General features: G+C 70.6%; 11 protein-coding genes and 1 pseudogene. 8 read left to right on the forward strand and 4 right to left on the reverse strand.

Features of this window, described 5'->3' with window-relative positions:
- Nucleotides 1-54: 54 nt before the first annotated feature.
- The 3 genes from UW392_RS57935 to UW392_RS57945 are packed head-to-tail and all read right to left on the reverse strand — an operon-like array spanning nucleotide 55 to nucleotide 2,959.
- On the reverse strand, nucleotides 55-1,077 hold the full coding sequence (locus tag UW392_RS57935; RefSeq protein ID WP_320783549.1) for an ABC transporter substrate-binding protein: 1,023 nt from the start codon (nucleotides 1,075-1,077) through the stop codon (nucleotides 55-57).
- Between the two features lie 15 nt (nucleotides 1,078-1,092).
- The gene (locus UW392_RS57940) at nucleotides 1,093-1,890 is read right to left on the reverse strand and encodes an ABC transporter ATP-binding protein (RefSeq protein WP_320783603.1); all 798 of its coding nucleotides are present in this window, start codon (nucleotides 1,888-1,890) and stop codon (nucleotides 1,093-1,095) included.
- A 49-nt stretch (nucleotides 1,891-1,939) separates the two neighbouring features.
- Nucleotides 1,940-2,959: a FecCD family ABC transporter permease gene (locus tag UW392_RS57945; RefSeq protein ID WP_414497585.1), complete on the reverse strand. Its 1,020-nt coding sequence runs from the start codon at nucleotides 2,957-2,959 to the stop codon at nucleotides 1,940-1,942.
- Nucleotides 2,960-3,428: 469 nt separating this feature from the next.
- On the opposite strand from UW392_RS57945, the gene UW392_RS57950 reads away from it, so the two are divergent.
- From UW392_RS57950 to UW392_RS57965, 4 genes and pseudogenes are all read left to right on the forward strand, one after another.
- Nucleotides 3,429-4,655, forward strand: a complete 1,227-nt coding sequence (locus tag UW392_RS57950; RefSeq protein WP_320783604.1) for an MFS transporter — start codon at nucleotides 3,429-3,431, stop codon at nucleotides 4,653-4,655.
- Between the two features lie 1,838 nt (nucleotides 4,656-6,493).
- A pseudogene (locus tag UW392_RS57955) lies at nucleotides 6,494-7,343 on the forward strand (chorismate-binding protein); the annotation flags it as partial.
- A 100-nt stretch (nucleotides 7,344-7,443) separates the two neighbouring features.
- Entirely contained in the window at nucleotides 7,444-8,154 is a 711-nt protein-coding gene (locus UW392_RS57960; protein ID WP_320783551.1) for a GntR family transcriptional regulator, read from the forward strand.
- Nucleotides 8,151-9,104 (forward strand): catechol 2,3-dioxygenase, encoded by a 954-nt coding sequence (locus UW392_RS57965; RefSeq protein WP_320783552.1) that lies wholly within the window; start codon nucleotides 8,151-8,153, stop codon nucleotides 9,102-9,104. The genes UW392_RS57960 and UW392_RS57965 overlap by 4 nt, the downstream gene beginning before the upstream one ends.
- Here UW392_RS57965 and UW392_RS57970 read toward each other — a convergent pair.
- A complete protein-coding gene (locus UW392_RS57970) occupies nucleotides 9,007-10,914 on the reverse strand; it encodes an FUSC family protein (protein ID WP_320783553.1) in 1,908 nt (635 codons plus the stop codon). The genes UW392_RS57965 and UW392_RS57970 overlap by 98 nt on opposite strands.
- A gap of 306 nt (nucleotides 10,915-11,220) precedes the next feature.
- On the opposite strand from UW392_RS57970, the gene UW392_RS57975 reads away from it, so the two are divergent.
- From UW392_RS57975 to UW392_RS57990, 4 genes are all read left to right on the forward strand, one after another.
- Nucleotides 11,221-12,582: an aminomethyl transferase family protein gene (locus UW392_RS57975; RefSeq protein ID WP_320783554.1), complete on the forward strand. Its 1,362-nt coding sequence runs from the start codon at nucleotides 11,221-11,223 to the stop codon at nucleotides 12,580-12,582.
- A 164-nt stretch (nucleotides 12,583-12,746) separates the two neighbouring features.
- Nucleotides 12,747-13,622 (forward strand): methylenetetrahydrofolate reductase, encoded by an 876-nt coding sequence (locus UW392_RS57980; protein ID WP_320783555.1) that lies wholly within the window; start codon nucleotides 12,747-12,749, stop codon nucleotides 13,620-13,622.
- Nucleotides 13,619-14,521 (forward strand): formyltetrahydrofolate deformylase, encoded by a 903-nt coding sequence (purU, locus tag UW392_RS57985; RefSeq protein ID WP_320783556.1) that lies wholly within the window; start codon nucleotides 13,619-13,621, stop codon nucleotides 14,519-14,521. Before UW392_RS57980 ends, purU begins: the two co-directional genes overlap by 4 nt.
- A gap of 34 nt (nucleotides 14,522-14,555) precedes the next feature.
- Nucleotides 14,556-15,410 carry a bifunctional 5,10-methylenetetrahydrofolate dehydrogenase/5,10-methenyltetrahydrofolate cyclohydrolase gene (locus tag UW392_RS57990; RefSeq protein ID WP_320783557.1) on the forward strand — a complete coding sequence of 285 codons (855 nt, stop codon included), beginning with the start codon at nucleotides 14,556-14,558 and terminating at the stop codon, nucleotides 15,408-15,410.
- Nucleotides 15,411-15,433 lie beyond the last annotated feature (23 nt).

Genomic DNA, 15,433 nt, shown 5'->3' on the forward strand with positions numbered 1-15,433 from the left:
GTCGATGCCTGCCCGGCGCGGGCCGTGGCGTGGGATGAAGTGGGGTGGGGTGGCTCAGCCCTTGAGTTCGCGCAGGTAGTCGGCGAACTTTTCCAGGCCGTCGATGTTGCGGGGGCCGCTGATGCCCTCGTTGTAGTCGAGGATGAAGAAGTTGTTCTTCTTCACGGCCGGGAGTTCCTTGGTGTGCGGCGACTTCTTCAGGAAGTCGATCTTCTTCTCGGCGGGCAGGTCGCCGTAGTCGAGGATGACGACGACCTCCGGTTCAGCCTCGGTGACGGACTCCCAGTTGACCTGGGTCCAGCGCTCGTCGAGGCCGTGGAAGATGTTCTCGCCGCCGGCCTTCTCGATGATGTCGTCGGGCGGCACCTGGTTGCCGGCGGTGAACGGCTGGTCGGTTCCGGAGTCGTAGAGGAATACCGGGGTCGCCTCGCCGGTGGGCGCCGCGGCCTCGACCTGTGCCACCCGCTTCTTCAGTCCGTCGACCACTTCCGTGGCCTTCTCCTCGACCCGGAAGATTCTGCCGAGTCGCTCGAAGTCGGTGTAGAGGGCCTCGAAGGGGCTCGCCCGCTCCGGGTGGCCGGGGTAGTTGAAACAGCTCTCGGTGTGCATGAAGCTCTGGATGCCGAGCTTGTCCAGGATCTCGGGTGTGATGCCGCGTTCGTCCTTGAACCCGGAGTTCCAGCCGGCCAGAACGAAGTCGGACTCGGCCTCGACGACGACTTCCTTGTTGAGAAGGTCGTCGCTGAGCATCTTCACCTTCGCGTACTCGGACGCCCACGGCGACTCGCTCACCGGCGGGTTGGCGGGCGGCATCACATAGCCGTGCACATGGTCGGTGAGGCCGAGCGCGAACAGCTTGTCCGCGCTGCCGCCCTCGTAGGCGACCGCACGCTCGGGCACTGTGTACCGCACCGGCTCGCCGCAGCGTTTGACCGTGGCCGTGTCGGACGATTTCGCGTCCGCTTCGACCTCGGCACCGCAGCCGCTGATCGTCATGGCGGCCGCCATGGTGACCGCCATGGCGGATCCGCGAGCGGTGTACTGCCGGGGCACGGCCCGGGTTCGGGTGGTTCGCATGCGAGAGAGAGCCTTTCAGGGGCGGGAGTCGAGCGAGTAGAGCAGTTGGGGGCCGCCGGTGAGCGGATGCGGTACGACACTGGCCGCGACGCCGAAGACATCGGCTACCAGTTCCGCCGTGAGCACGTCCGCCGGGGCACCGGAGGCGACCAGGCGGCCCTGGGAGAGGACACCGAGCCGGTCGCAGGCCGCGGCGGCGAGGTTCAGGTCGTGCAGGACGACGAGGACGGTCAGCCCCGAGCCACGCAGCAACGAGAGCAGGCCGACCTGGTGGCGGACGTCGAGGTGGTTGGTCGGTTCGTCGAGGACGAGGAACTCCGGCTCCTGTACGAGCGCGCGGGCCAGCAGGACGCGCTGGCGCTCCCCGCCCGACAGGGTGAGCACTCCTCGGTCGGCGAGGTGCCGGATGTCGAGCCGGTCCATCGCCCGCTCGCACAGCTCGCGCTCGCGGCGGCCGAGTGCCTGGTTCCCGCGCAGGTGGGGTGCGCGTCCGAGAGCCACGACCTCCTCGACGGTGAAGTCGAAGTCGACGCCGCCGTCCTGGGTCATGGCCGCGATGGTCCGGGCGCTCTGGCGCAGCGGCAGCCGGGTGAGGTCCTGGTCGCCCAGCCAGACGGTTCCGGAGGTGGGCCGCAGCGCCCGGTACACGCACCGCAGCGCGGTGGACTTACCGCTTCCGTTGGGTCCGACGAGGCCGACGACCTGTCCGGCCGGCACGTCGAGGGAGAGCCCGTGCACGAGGCTCTTGCCGTCGGTCACCACGGAGAGCCGGTCGAGTCTCAGGTCCGTGCCAGTGCCCGTGCCGGCACGCATGTCAGCACCCGTTCCGGCGCCCATGTCCGCGCTCATGTCCGCAGCCATGTCAGCGTCCTCCGAAGGTATAGCCCCTGCGGCGCATCAGGGTGATGAAGACGGGAACTCCCACGAGCGCCGTGATGACTCCGAGCGGCAGTTCGCGCGGGGCGACCAGCGTGCGGGCCGCCAGGTCGACCCAGACCATGAGGACCGCTCCGAGAAGCGGGGCCACGGCGAGCACACGGGCGTGCGTGGCACCGACGGCCATCCGCACCACATGCGGCATGATGAGCCCGACGAAGGCGATGGCGCCGCTGACGGCGACCATCACGCCGGTGACGAGCGAGACGAGGACCAGCAGCACCGTACGGTTGCGGTCGGGATCGAAGCCGAGGCTCGTGGCGGTCTCGTCGCCGAGGGAGAGAACGTCGAGCACCCGCCCGTACCGGTGCAGGACCGCGAGCCCGGCCAGCACCACGACGGACACGACGGGCAGCGCGCCCCAGGTCGCGGCACCGAAGCTGCCCATCGTCCAGTACAGGACCATGCTCGTCGCCTCGCTGTCCGGCGCGAAGTAGATGATCAGGCTCATCACCGCCTGGAAGCCCAGCGACATGGCCACGCCGGTCAGTACGAGGCGCAGCGGTGACAGCGCGCCACGACGGGAGGAGGCGGCGTACACCAGCAGCGAAGCGATGAGCGCACCGGTGAAGGCGCCGACGGAGACGGCGTGGATGCCGAAGGCCGCGAGTCCGCCGGTGACCGTGACGCCGACGGCGCCGACGGAGGCGCCCGACGAGACGCCGAGGACGAAGGGGTCGGCCAGCGCGTTGCGCACCATGGCCTGGATCGCCACGCCGACTGCGCTCAGCCCGGCCCCCACCAGTGCCGCGAGGAGCACCCGCGGAGTGCGGATCTGCCAGATGATCTGATACGTCGTCACCTCGTCCGCACCGATTCGCCCGCCGCTGATCGCCGCCCACAGATGGCGGGCGGTCTCCCCGGGGGTGACGACCGCGGGGCCCAGCCCGATGGCGACGACGACGGAGACGACCAGGACGGCGGTCAGTGCCGCGCAGCCGGCCAGCAGTGCCTTGCGGGACGCGGGCGGCCGGCCTTTCCCGGCCGCGGCGGCCGACGCGGCCGACGCGGACACGGGCCCCTCGGCCGGTCCGGCCGAGGCCGCGTCGGCCGACGGCATGGAGGTCGAGGGCGGAGGCACGTGAGCTACCCACACTTTCTTGCGTGGTGAAGACGAACGGGGCAGGGCAGGACGGAGCAGGGCCATGGCGCTCGTTCCGCACAGGCGGTCGACCGCAGCCGACTGCACCTTAATAGAAATGATTGTCATTGCGATAGTGTGTTGTCGACATGACGGCGTCGCACAACCTCCGTGCCGGGTACGGCTGTTGCGGCCGGCGCGCGCCAGGCTCGTCGTACGGCTCACCGTCCGGCCGCCGTCCCCGACAGGACAGGAGTGCTCCCTCGTGCCCACCCCATCCGCCCCGTCCGCCCCGCCCGCACCCGCCGAGGCTCCGCCTCCCAGGCAGCGCTCGATCCTGCTCGACCTCGCCTTCCTCCGCCTCTGGACAGGCGCAACGGCATCGGGCCTGGCCACTTGGGCCCTTCCCTTCGTCCTCGGACTCGCCGTCTTCGACCGGACCCTGGCCGCCACAGACCTGGGCCTGCTGCTCGCGGCGCGCACCGTCGGGTTCCTCGCCGCGGTGCCCGTGGCCGGGGTGCTGGCCGACCGGCACTCCCGCCGGGGCGTCGTCCTGTGGGCCGGGCTCGCCGCCGGAGCCTCGGCTCCCGTGATCGCCCTCGGGCTGGACCGCTCGGTGCTCCTGATGGCGATGGCCGCCGCGGTGGCGGGAGCCGGCCAGGGCGCCTGCCGGCCCGCCTACCAGGCGCTGACCGCCGACGTCGTCGACGCCGGCCGGAGGCAGCAGGCCAACGCCGCCATGACACTGTCCGTCCGGGTCACCACACTGGTGGGTCCCTCCCTGGCCGCGCTGCTCGCCGTCTTCCTGGACACCTGGGCACTGCTGGTGGGTATCGGACTGCTCTGGCTGGTCGCGGCCTGCGTCCCCGGAGCGGGCGTACGGACCGGAGCCGCGAGCGGCACGCCGGATCCCTCGGCCGGCACGGACAGAATGTCGTTCGCCGCTGAGTTCGCCGAGGGTGTCCGCGAGGCCCGCAGGCACCCTTGGTTCTTCGCCGGCCTGGGCGCGCTGACCGCCGTCATAGCCACCGGATACTCCGCGACCGGCGTCGCCCTGCCGTTGGTCAGCCGGGACGAGTACGGCACCGAGGTCGTTCTCGCCGGCGCGATGACCGCCTACACCGCCGGCGCGCTGGGCGGCGCGCTGCTCATCGCCCGATGGCGCCCCCGCTCCCCCGGCCGGGCCGCTCTGGCCGGCCTCGCCTCCTACGGTTTCGCCCCGCTCAGTCTTCTGTTCCCCGTACACCCGGCCGTCGTGATGGCCGCGTACGCCGTCGCCGGCGTCGGCATCGAGCTGTTCAACGTGCCGTGGTTCACCGCCGCCCAGCGCGAGGTGGCCCCGGACAAGCTGGCGCGGGTCTCCTCCCTGGACTTCCTGCTCTCCTACGGCCTCGCCCCGGTCGGACTCGCCGCCATCGCCCCTGCCATCGACGCCTTCGGCACCACATCGGTCCTCGCGGGCTGCGCGGTCGTCTGCTTCGCGGCGCCGGCCGCCGCCGCGCTCGTCCCCAGCGCCCGCACCTTCTCCACCACCGCCCCCGCCCCCGGCGAAGCCCACTGAGGCCGGCAACGATGGAGGGCCGATCTCGGATCACTCCGGAACCGGCCCGTTTCGCCGCACACCTCACCGCGGTCCGCGCCCCACGCTCGCTTCCCGGCCCGATCACCATGGCCCGCCGGCCCGGTCAGGGAAGCCCGGTCCCCCACCGGTCCCAGAAATGATCAGGGGCTGGTTTCGAATCTCTCCGGAACCAGCCCTTACATGCGACCGTCTCCAGTCGGGACGACAGGATTTGAACCTGCGACCCCTTGATCCCCAGGAGCAAGGGCAATCCCTTTTGTCACCACATACAACTCGAAATCAGGGTGCGCAACGTGCGGTAGCAGGCGTGTCGTGGAGGCACGCGGGCACCGTGTGGTCCCCAAGTGGTCCCCAGAACTGTCACTGAAACGGCGAGACCTACCCTCGCTCAGCGGGGCACCGCCCTCAAGCGCAGCGGCCGCACCTGCCGGCCGTGTCGCCAGATCTCGTTCGAGCTCCTCCGGGCCCGCACACGCAGCCTGATCAACAGTCGGCTCCGAAGGCATGGGCGCCACCGCCACCGCACGCCGTACGGGCCCGGACCCTGCCGGCAAAGCCCCTCCCCGACCCGCAGGGAGTAGGGGGGCGCGCAGGGAGCCGACGCTCCCCCTCGGCCTCTCCTCGCGATCCGATGACCGTGCCGCCGGTCCCGGGCGCGCCGGAGCCGTCTGCCGGTAGCCAGGACCGCCACTGACCGGTTCTTCGAAGACATCCCCCTGTACGCCGTACCGTCATGCTCTCCGCCGCTGCCGCCGCCCTGCTCCTGCCCGTCTCCGCCCACACCGCCCCCGCCCCACTCCGGCCCGATGGGCACTGGCCGTCGACCAGGGTGAGCACGAGGCTCACGAAGACCAGCTCGCCGACTGCCCCAATGAGGAGTTCACCGTCGTACTGGCCCGCTAGCCACCGCCCAGGGCCGGTGGCCGGCCGCCTCGATACGGATGCTGAAGCACCGAGCAGACGCGGCCGGCCTGCCCACGCATCCACCGGGCCGCCTCGCGCTGAGCGCATGCCTGCTTCATCACCCCACATTCGGAGCATCCCCGCAGGCTCGGGGGTGATCCGCTCCGGGTCAGCGTCGTTGGCCCACGGCCGACAGTGGTCCCCTCCGACCCACCCGGACAAGAAGGTGCTCCCAGACCTGATCGGCCGCGACCTCCACGCCGAGCGACCCGGGACCAAGCTGGTCGGTGACATCACCTGCCTGTGCCACCGCCGGTGGCTGGCTCGCCCCGCCTGCCGGCCGGACCTGGCCACCCGCGAGGCCGTCGGCTACGCGGTGGCCGGCCACCAGCGCCGAGCTCGTCATCGATGCCCTCGACGTGACCCACGGCCGTGGCGGACTGGGGCTGGACTTCGTGATCCACAGCGACTGCGGCACTGAGTACGTCTCGCACCAATCCTGCGACCGACCGGTGCAGTCGTGACTCCGAGCCAGCCGCGGACGCACCAGATCACGCTTCGGCAACGCCGCCGCGGAGAGTTCCCGGGCCTCACCTGAGGAAGGAATCAGCACGCTTACAGGCTCGGCCATCGCGCTGATCCGGCAAGTCGGGGACCGGCGACTCTGCCGCTGCGCAACGGTGCGTCCCGGTCGTCGGCACCCTGATGGAATCTCCAAGAGCCAGAGATTTTTTCTAGTAGACAGAAAGACGTTCTGCCCAGTAGCTTCCAAGGGAGCATTCGGTGGCCGACACCCTGGACAACAGGACCACCCCACCCGAATCCGGCCGAACCGTTCAGTTGCCCGCATCTGGCGTCAGACACCCCGCCTATGCGGCGGCCGCCCCAGCAGCAAGCAAGGAGTACAGACGCCGATGTTGACGCATGATGCGGTCGCCAGCTGGGACGGACTGCTCGCGACCGGTCTGCTCGACGTCACCAACGGCCCTGCGGCACTGGACTCGGAGGGCTTCTGGGCGGTGGTGGCCGGCTTCGAGGGCGAGGTCATCTGCGCACGGTTCGCGGAGGTACGGGCGTCGACGACCGGGACGGCGCCGGCCCGCCGGCGGGGCCCCGAACCGCAGCGGTGGGACACCTCGCTCGATCGGGGGCAGTTCACCGGACGCCGATATCCTGTGTCTGGCTCATGCGCTGCGGCAGAACAATCCCGCGCCGCAGGCCGGCGTCGTCCGTCTCCCCGGGCAGCACATCGAGGTGGCGACCGCTTCGCCGGAGCTCTATCTGCGCCGCCGCGGACGGACGGTGACTTCGAAGCCCATCAAGGGAACCGGCCGCACCGCCAGCGATCTGCTGGAGAAGGACCACGCCGAGAACGTGATGATCGTGGACTTGGTCCGCAACGATCTGGGCCGCGTCTGCACTCCGGGGAGCGTCACCGTTCCCGAGCTGTGCGCGGTCGAGAAGCATCCGGGTCTTGTCCATCTCGTCTCCTCGGTAGAGGGCGAGTTGAGGCAGGACGTCGGTTGGCCGGATCTGCTCGACGCCACCTTCCCGCCCGGTTCGGTCACCGGAGCTCCCAAAGAGCGCGCACTGCGGGTCATCGGAGAGCTCGAACCTTCGGACCGCGGTCCGTACTGCGGCGCTGTCGGTTGGGTCGACGCCGACCGGAAACGGGGCGAACTCGTCGTCGGCATCCGGACCTTCTGGATCGACGATCGCCGCATCAGGGGCCTCAGGCTCCGCGTGGTGTCCGCCGGAGCAGGACGTGCGCGGTGCATCCGCCGCGTGATCCGCAGCCCTTGTGCCGGTGACCCCACGAGTGAGGACGGGCCTCCGGCACCCGTCCGTACCGAGCGAGGCGCAGATGCCCAGGAACCTCTTGGCGGTCTCCGGCGAGGCTGCCAGACAGTACGCACACGACGAGTTGCGGCGGGCGATCCTGCTCGGTGACCTGGTACCCGGCCAGCGGGTGCTGGAGACCGAGTTCGCGGAACGGCTGGGCGTGACGAGGGCCGCCCTGCGCGCGGCCCTGCTCGACCTGTCTGTCGAGGGACTGGTTGAGCGCGTCCGGCACCGCGGTGCGCGGGTACGGGTGGTCACGGTGGAGGAGGCCGTCACCATCACGGAGTGCCGCATGGTGCTCGAAGGGCTCTGCGCGGCCAGGGCCGCGGTGCACGCCACCGACTCGCAGATCGACGAACTCGACGAGCTTCTCGCCCGGATGACCACCGCGGTCGCCCAGAGTGCCGTCGTCGCCTACTCCGATCTCAACCGCAGGCTGCACGCACGCGTCAACGAGCTGTCGGGGCAGCGCATGGCGTGCGAGCTGCTGGACCGGCTCAACGCCCAGCTCGTCCGCCACCACTTCCACCTCGCGTTACGACCGGGCCGCCCCGCGCAGTCCCTTCGTGAGCACCAGGCCCTGGTCGAGGCGATCAGGGCCCGGGATCCGCGGGCCGCCGAGACGGCTGCCCGTTCCCACGCTGCCGGCGTCATCCAGGCGCTGCGCGGCACCCCGGCGCCAGCCGCGCCGACCGCTTTCGCATCCCCTTTCCGTCAGGAGACACGATCATGACCCCGCCCCTCGGTGACATCGCCCATCTCGGCCATGTGGAGCTGCTCACCCCTGATCCGGAGGCCAGCGTCGCCTTCTTCACCGAGTACCTGGGGCTGACGGTGAACGGCCGCTCGGGTGACTCCGTGTACCTGCGTACATGGGACGACTACGAGCACCACAGCCTGGTCCTGACCTCTCACACCACGTCCGGTGTCCGCCGCACCGCGCTGCGCGCCTCCAGCGAGGAGGCGCTTCTGCGTCGGGTGAAGGAACTGGAGAACACCGGCCACGCGGGACGCTGGACGGAGGACGAACCCGGTCTGGGCCGTCTCTTCGTCACCACTGATCCCGACGGACACGAACTGGCCCTCTACTGGGAGTCCGAGCGCTACCAGGCTCCGGACGCGCTGGCGCCCGCCCTGAAGAACCAGCCACAGGCGAAGCCCGGTCATGGTGTCGGCGTGCGACGCCTGGACCACGTCAACTTCCTGGCCTCCGACGTCGCCGCCAACGGCGGCTTCCTCAGCCGGGTGCTCGGCGCCCGGCCGACCGAGCAGATCCGGCTGGACTCTGGGCGGATCGCGGGACAGTGGCTGACCTTCACCAACAAGTCCTACGACGTGGTGTACACCGAGGACTGGACCGGCTCCCAGGGCCGCCTGCACCACATCGCGTTCGCCACGGACTCCCGCGAGGACATCCTGCGCGCCGCCGACCTCGCCATCGACACGGGTGTGTTCATCGAGACGGGTCCGCACAAGCACGCGATCCAGCAGACGTTCTTCCTGTACGTCTACGAGCCCGGCGGCAACCGGATCGAGCTGTGCAACCCGCTCACCCGTCTGGTCCTCGATCCGGACTGGCCGCTGGTCACCTGGACCGAGGCCGAGCGTGCGAAGGGACAGGCGTGGGGTCTGAAGACGATCGAGTCCTTCCACACCCACGGCACTCCGCCTGTGCGGAGCTGACGGCCGCCGCCTCGCGCCGGCGACCCACACAGCTGGACGCGACGCCGGCGGGGGTCAGTGTGCGCGCCACCGCCTCCATGGCGGTGACCTCCCGGCGCAACGGTTCAAGGACGTCGGACGTGCCCGGTGAGGCGCCGAACGCCTCCGCGGTGCGACACGGCTGCTCGGCCGGCGTCTGTCTCAGGCTTTGCGCCAGGCGGCTGATCCGGCATCCGAGGCCGGTGACGTCGGCTTCGGTGGGAGCGGCCGATCCCTGGGCCACCTGGATGCGTGCGGCGGTCGTCGCGTCCACCGCACGCTCGACAGCGGTCACCAAAGGCCACCACGACAGTGCCCTGCTGCCGGCCGGTGCCGGCTCACCCAGCGCGCGTTGCAGTTCCGTACGTACTGCCGAGAGGTCCCGGTAGAGGCGACGGCGCAGTTGGCCCGGCGACGACGGGGCTGTCCCGGAGGTGCCGAGGGACCGTTCCGTATAGCGGGCCAGATCCTCGACGGCGTCCGCCAGTCGCGCTCCGACTCGGGTGTGCCAGCTTTCCGGCCAGAGCAGGTAGCCCGCGACGAGGGCGATCGCGCAACCGATCGCCGAGTCGAGCAGGCGCGGCAGTACCACCGCCGCACCTTGGTGGCTGAGCATGTCCGACAGCAGGAGGATCAGCGGGGTGATGGCGGCGGTCTGGTGTCCGTATCCCCTAGGTGTGAGAGCCGGGATGAGCGCGGCCAGACACAGGACGACAGGGACGTCCCACCATCCCCGTGGGATGCCCACGAACACCACGGCCGCCACCGCCAGTCCGGGGACCGTACCCGCGACGCGCAGGACCGCCCGGGAGAACACCGAACCGAAGTCGGGCTTCAGCACGAAGGTGACCGTGAGGGGGACCCAGTACGACCGTGGCACGGGAACCAGGGAGATGACGGCCTGCGCGAGCCCGATACACGCAGCCAGGCGTATGCCGTAACGCCAGGACGCGGCCGGGAGCGCCAGGAACCGGCCCAGGCCGCCGGGGGAACCGGCCGGCCTGCCGACAGTCGGATCGTTCACCGGCTTGCCGGTGTTCTCCCGGCCTGCGGTGGCAGCGGTGTCGGCCGTCTCCCACGGGCGGCCGGCCTCCACGGCGTCGGCCGCCCGGTGCAGCGCGGCCGGCAGGCCGGGTGACGTTTCGCGCGCGCCGATGCGGATGGCGGGGGCGGATTCGACGAGGTGGGTCAGTGCGTCGAGCCGCGCGGTGAGACGGGCGGGCTCGCTTCCTTCGTCCTGCCGTGGTCGATGAGCCGCCAGCAGGTCGTACGCCTTGTCCAAGGCGTGCGTGAGTTCGCGGCGTGCTTCGTCGTAGTCGGCTTCTGCCGCCGCGCCGTCCGCGCAGCAGGACAGCAGTTCGGCGACGGCACGGTACGCCTGCGCGACGGCGGCCCGCTCCGCCGCCCACGGTCTCAGTGGCCACGCGAGCAGGGCGAAGGCCAGGACGAGCAGCGCACCGAGCGTCATCAGCGCCGGGGGCAGCCACCACGGTCCGGGCATGGGGAGCCCCGCACCGACCACCGTGTTCAGCAGAAGCAGCAGGCCCGACGCGGAGGCCACGGGGCCGAGAGCGGAGATGAGGCCCGACACCAGCGCGGTGCCGGTCACCACCGCGACCGTCAGCCATCCCCGGCCGAGTACCGCGGCGCCCGAGAGCAGGCCGGCGGCGCCGGCGAGCTGCGGCAGGGCGATGGCACGGATGCGGGTTCGGTAGCCGGCCCCGCTGTCGCTGGTGATGCCGTTGAGGGCGCCCATGGCAACCAGCGCGCCGTACAGCGGCCGGCCGGCCATGAGCCCGACGGCGAGAGGCAGCGCCGTGGCGAGGGCCGCACGGACGACGGCGCCGCGGTTGACGGTGGTCGCCCAGCGGCGCCCTCCGGGACCGGAGCGCGGCCCCGCTGCGGTTCTGCGGCGTGGCGGTCCGTGCCCCTCGGCTGTTGACAATTTCGGCTCCCTCTATTGCGCCGGCGTTACCCGCCACCTAATGTTCTACGGACCAGACACACATTCTACTGAGTAGACAGCGGAGTGCGGCACACGAGGCAGCGGCCTGCGGCCACACCCCCGTACGGACGCTCAGCACGGGAAAGGCGGGACATGAGCCAGGAGAGCGTCGAGCAGGCGATCGAGCGAGCGGGCGGGGCGGTGGCGCTGCTGCGCAACTCCCCGATCCGGCCGCACACGTTTCCCGTCGCCGCGGAGTTCACCAACTGGCGCAGCGAGCAGCGCGCGTGGCGTGACTCGGTCGCCCTGCTGGACCAGTCGCACCACATGACCGACCTGTACATCGAGGGTCCCGACGCGCTGCGGTTGCTGTCCGACCTCGGGGTGAACAGCTTCGCCAGGTTCGGTCCCGGGCGGGCAAAGCAGTACGTGGCCGTCAACCACGACGGCCAGCTCATCGGCGACGCCGTGCTCTTCCACCTGGAGCAGGACAAGTTCGACCTGGTCGGACATCCGATGGTGCTGGACTGGGTGCAGTACAACCTGGAGACCGGCGACTACAACGCCACGACCGAACGGGACGACAACTCCTACGACCGCGTGGCCGGACCGCCCAAGGTCTACCGCTTCGAGGTGCAGGGCCCGAACGCCGTGGCCCTGCTGGAGAAGGTCACCGGAGCCCCGGTTCCCTCGGTCAAGTTCTTCCACATGACCACGTTCACCATCGCGGGTCACCAGGTGCGCGCCCTGCGGCACGGCATGGCCGGCCAGCCCGGCTTCGAGCTCTTCGGCCCCTGGGAGGAGGGCGACGCGGTCCGCGACGCCATCCTGGCCGTCGGTGACGAGTTCGGTCTGGTCCGGGCCGGCGCCAAGGCGTACTCCACCGCGAACCTGGAGTCGGCCTGGGTGCCCGCCCCGTTCCCGGCCGTCTTCTCGGGGGAGAAGATGAAGGGCTACCGCGAGTGGCTCAGCACCGAGGCCATGGGCTCGCTGGGCGGCTCGATGGACTCCGAGGACGTCACCGACTACTACGTGACGCCGTACGACATCGGTTACGGCTCCATCGTCGCCTTCGACCACGACTTCGTCGGCCGCGCGGCCCTGGAGGAGATCGCCAAGCAGCCGCGCCGCACCAAGGTCACGCTGGTCTGGAACGCGGACGACGTCGCCGCGGCCATCGGCTCGCTCTACCGGTCGGACGAACTGCCTGCCAAGTTCATCGAGTTCCCCAAGGCCCGCTACGCCCTCCACCAGAGCGACAAGGTCCTCGTCGACGGTCAGCTCGCCGGCATCTCCATGGACGTCGGCTACATCGCCAACGAGCGGGCCATGGTCTCCCTGGCCACCGTCGATCTCGCCCACAGCGAGCCGGGCACCGAGGTGACGGTGGTGTGGGGCGAGAACCCCAACTCCGCCAAGCCGGGCGTCGAGGCCCACCGTCAGGTGCAGATCCGCGCGACGGTGGCGCCTGCCCCCTACGTGCGGTTCGCCCGAGGCGCCTACCGCGACCGGTAGTCCCCGTCTCCGGCCCGGCCGGTGATTCACGCCCGCCCCGCACACCGGCCGGGCCGGCCGCGTCGCCGGAAGGGGGCGGACTTCACGAGCCAGCGCAACGGTGTCCGCACACAACGATGCCGTCGGCCCGACCGTCGCCGCCTCATCCGCGAGCAAGGAGCACGATGACCACTGTCCCCTCGTCCACGACAACCGGTGCGGCCTTGCTGCTGCGGGACTTCTCACTGGAGATGACCGGCAAGGACACGCCGAAACTGCGTTCCGCCGGGAGGCTCATCCCCCAGGGCACCCGCATCAACGTGACCTACCTCGGCAACGAGGACCTGTCGACGCGGCTGACCGCCGCGCGGGCGGTGAAGGACGGTGGCTTCGTCCCCGTGCCCCACGTCTCCGCCCGGCGCCTGCTCTCCCGGCAGGAACTCGAAGACTTCCTCACCGCCCTGCGGGACGACGACACACAGTCCGATCTCTTCGTCGTCGGCGGCGACCCCGCACGTCCCCACGGCCCCTATACCGACTCCCTCGACGTCATCCGCTCCGGACTGCCGCACCGGTACGGCGTGCGGCACATCGGGATGAGCGGATATCCCGAAGGGCACCCGCAGATTCCGCGGGCCGCCCTGTGGTCGGCGCTCGAACAGAAGGCGGCGTTCCTGGCGTCCGAGGGTCTGGCCTCCGACGTCATCACCCAGTTCGGATTCGACGCCGACCCGGTGCTCGCCTGGATCGAGGAATTGCGCGAGCGGGGTGTCCACCTGCCGGTCCGCGTCGGCGTGCCGGGCCCCGCCGGGGTGCGCAGACTGCTGTCCTATGCGGCCCGCTTCGGAGTGGGCACCAGCACCTCCATCGCCCGAAAGTACGGCCTGTCGGTGACGAACCTGATGGGCACGGCCGGCCCCGACCGGTTCATCCGCGCCCTGGCTCAGCGGTACGCCCCGGCCGTCCACGGTGAGGTGAAGCTGCACTTCTACACCTTCGGCGGACTCGACGCCACCTCCACCTGGATCGACGACTTCCGTACCAAGGAGGGACTGAAGTGACCGCCACCCAGCACGCCCCGGCCCCCGCCGGACGGCGCCCCGTACCCGCGCATCACGCCTCACTGGTCGTGCAGGGCACGGACCGGGTCGGCATCGTCGCCGCGGTCGGCGGTCTCCTGAGCCGTCGCGGCGCGAACATCCTCTCGCTTGACCAGTACTCCGACCCTGAGACCGGCGCCTTCTTCCAGCGCACCCTCTTCACCCTCGACGGTCTCCAGGCCGCGCTGCCGAGCCTGCGCGAAGAACTCGCCGAGCACCTGGCGCAGGGCTTCGCTCTCGACTTCACCCTGCGCGACGTCTCGGCGCCCAAGCGGATGGCGGTCTTCGCCTCCAAGTCGGACCACTGCCTGCTCGACCTGCTGTGGCGCCATCGCCGCGGCGAGCTGCCGGTCAGTATTCCGATGGTGATCTCCAACCACCCGGACGTCGCTGAGGAGGTGCGTGCTTTCGGTATCCCCTATTTTCACGTTCCGTCCATGGGCGCGGACAAGTCGGCCGCCGAGGCCGAGCACCTGCGGCTGCTCAAGGACAACGTCGACTTCGTCGTCCTCGCCCGTTACATGCAGATCCTGTCGCCCGGGTTCATCGAGCAGGTCGGCGTGCCGATCATCAACATCCACCATTCCTTCCTGCCCGCCTTCATCGGCGCCGGCCCCTACGCCAAGGCCAAGGAGCGCGGTGTGAAGCTGATCGGAGCCACCGCCCACTACGTCACCGAAGACCTCGACGAGGGACCGATCATCGAGCAGGACGTCGTGCGGGTCACCCATGCCGAGACTGCCGAGGACCTCAAGCGCCGGGGCGCGGACGTCGAACGCGCCGTCCTCTCCCGCGCCGTCCTGTGGCACGCGGAGGACCGGGTCATCCGCAACGGCAACCACACCATCGTCTTCTCATGACCCCCGCCGAGCCGCGCCAGGGGGACGCGCGATCATGACGACTCTCATCGACGGGAAGAAGACCGCCAGGGAGATCCGCGCACGCGTGGCCGACGAGGTGGCGCGCACGGCGCGAGGGCACGGGCGCGTGCCGGCCCTGGCGACCGTCCTGGTCGGCGACGACCCGGCGAGCGCCGTCTACGTGGCCGCCAAACGCCGCGCGATCCGCGAGGCGGGCATGGGCGACGTGCACCGGGCGTTGCCCCCGCACGCCTGCCAGACCGAGGTCGCGGCCGTCATCGACGAACTGGCCCGGGACCCGGACGTCTCCGGCATCCTCCTGCAGCTGCCGCTCCCAGGCGGCCTGGACGCGGGCGCGCTGATCGACCGTATCCCCGTCGACAAGGACGTAGACGGCCTCACCACCACCAGCGCGGGACTGCTCGCCCGCGGAGCGGACGGTCTGCGCCCGTGCACCCCGGCCGGCGTCCTCAAGCTCCTCGACACCGAGGGAGTCACCCTGCGGGGCGCTCACGCGGTCGTCGTCGGCCACTCCGAACTGGTGGGACGGCCGATGGCCCGGATGCTCCTCCAGCGCGACGCCACCGTCACAGTCGCCCACCGCCACACGCTCCGCCTGGCTTCCGTCACCCGGTTGGCGGACATCCTCGTCGTGGCCACCGGTGTGCCCGGCCTCATCGGCGCCGACCACGTCAAGCCGGGCGCCGTTGTCGTCGACGTCGGCATCCACCGCACTCCGGACGGTCTCCGAGGGGACGTCCGGGCCGGAGAGCTGGACGGCCACGCCGGGCTCCTCACCCCCGTGCCCGGCGGTGTCGGCCCGATGACCATCGCCATGCTGCTGGCCAACACACTGGCGGCGGCGCGGCAGAGCCCGTCCCGCTCATGACGGATTTCGCCGCCCGGACACCG

The sequence above is a fragment of the Streptomyces sp. CRN 30 genome (genome assembly GCF_034105845.1).

Bases quoted from the DNA above. Each gene is read 5' to 3' on its own strand.
- UW392_RS57990 (WP_320783557.1), top strand. From the start codon at position 14,556: ATGACGACTCTCATCGACGGGAAGAAGACCGCCAGGGAGATCCGCGCA.
- UW392_RS57970 (WP_320783553.1), bottom strand. From the start codon at position 10,914: ATGGCCGGCCGGCCGCTGTACGGCGCGCTGGTTGCCATGGGCGCCCTC.
- UW392_RS57975 (WP_320783554.1), top strand. From the start codon at position 11,221: ATGAGCCAGGAGAGCGTCGAGCAGGCGATCGAGCGAGCGGGCGGGGCG.
- UW392_RS57960 (WP_320783551.1), top strand. From the start codon at position 7,444: ATGCCCAGGAACCTCTTGGCGGTCTCCGGCGAGGCTGCCAGACAGTAC.
- UW392_RS57965 (WP_320783552.1), top strand. From the start codon at position 8,151: ATGACCCCGCCCCTCGGTGACATCGCCCATCTCGGCCATGTGGAGCTG.
- UW392_RS57940 (WP_320783603.1), bottom strand. From the start codon at position 1,890: ATGCGTGCCGGCACGGGCACTGGCACGGACCTGAGACTCGACCGGCTC.
- UW392_RS57980 (WP_320783555.1), top strand. From the start codon at position 12,747: ATGACCACTGTCCCCTCGTCCACGACAACCGGTGCGGCCTTGCTGCTG.
- UW392_RS57935 (WP_320783549.1), bottom strand. From the start codon at position 1,077: ATGCGAACCACCCGAACCCGGGCCGTGCCCCGGCAGTACACCGCTCGC.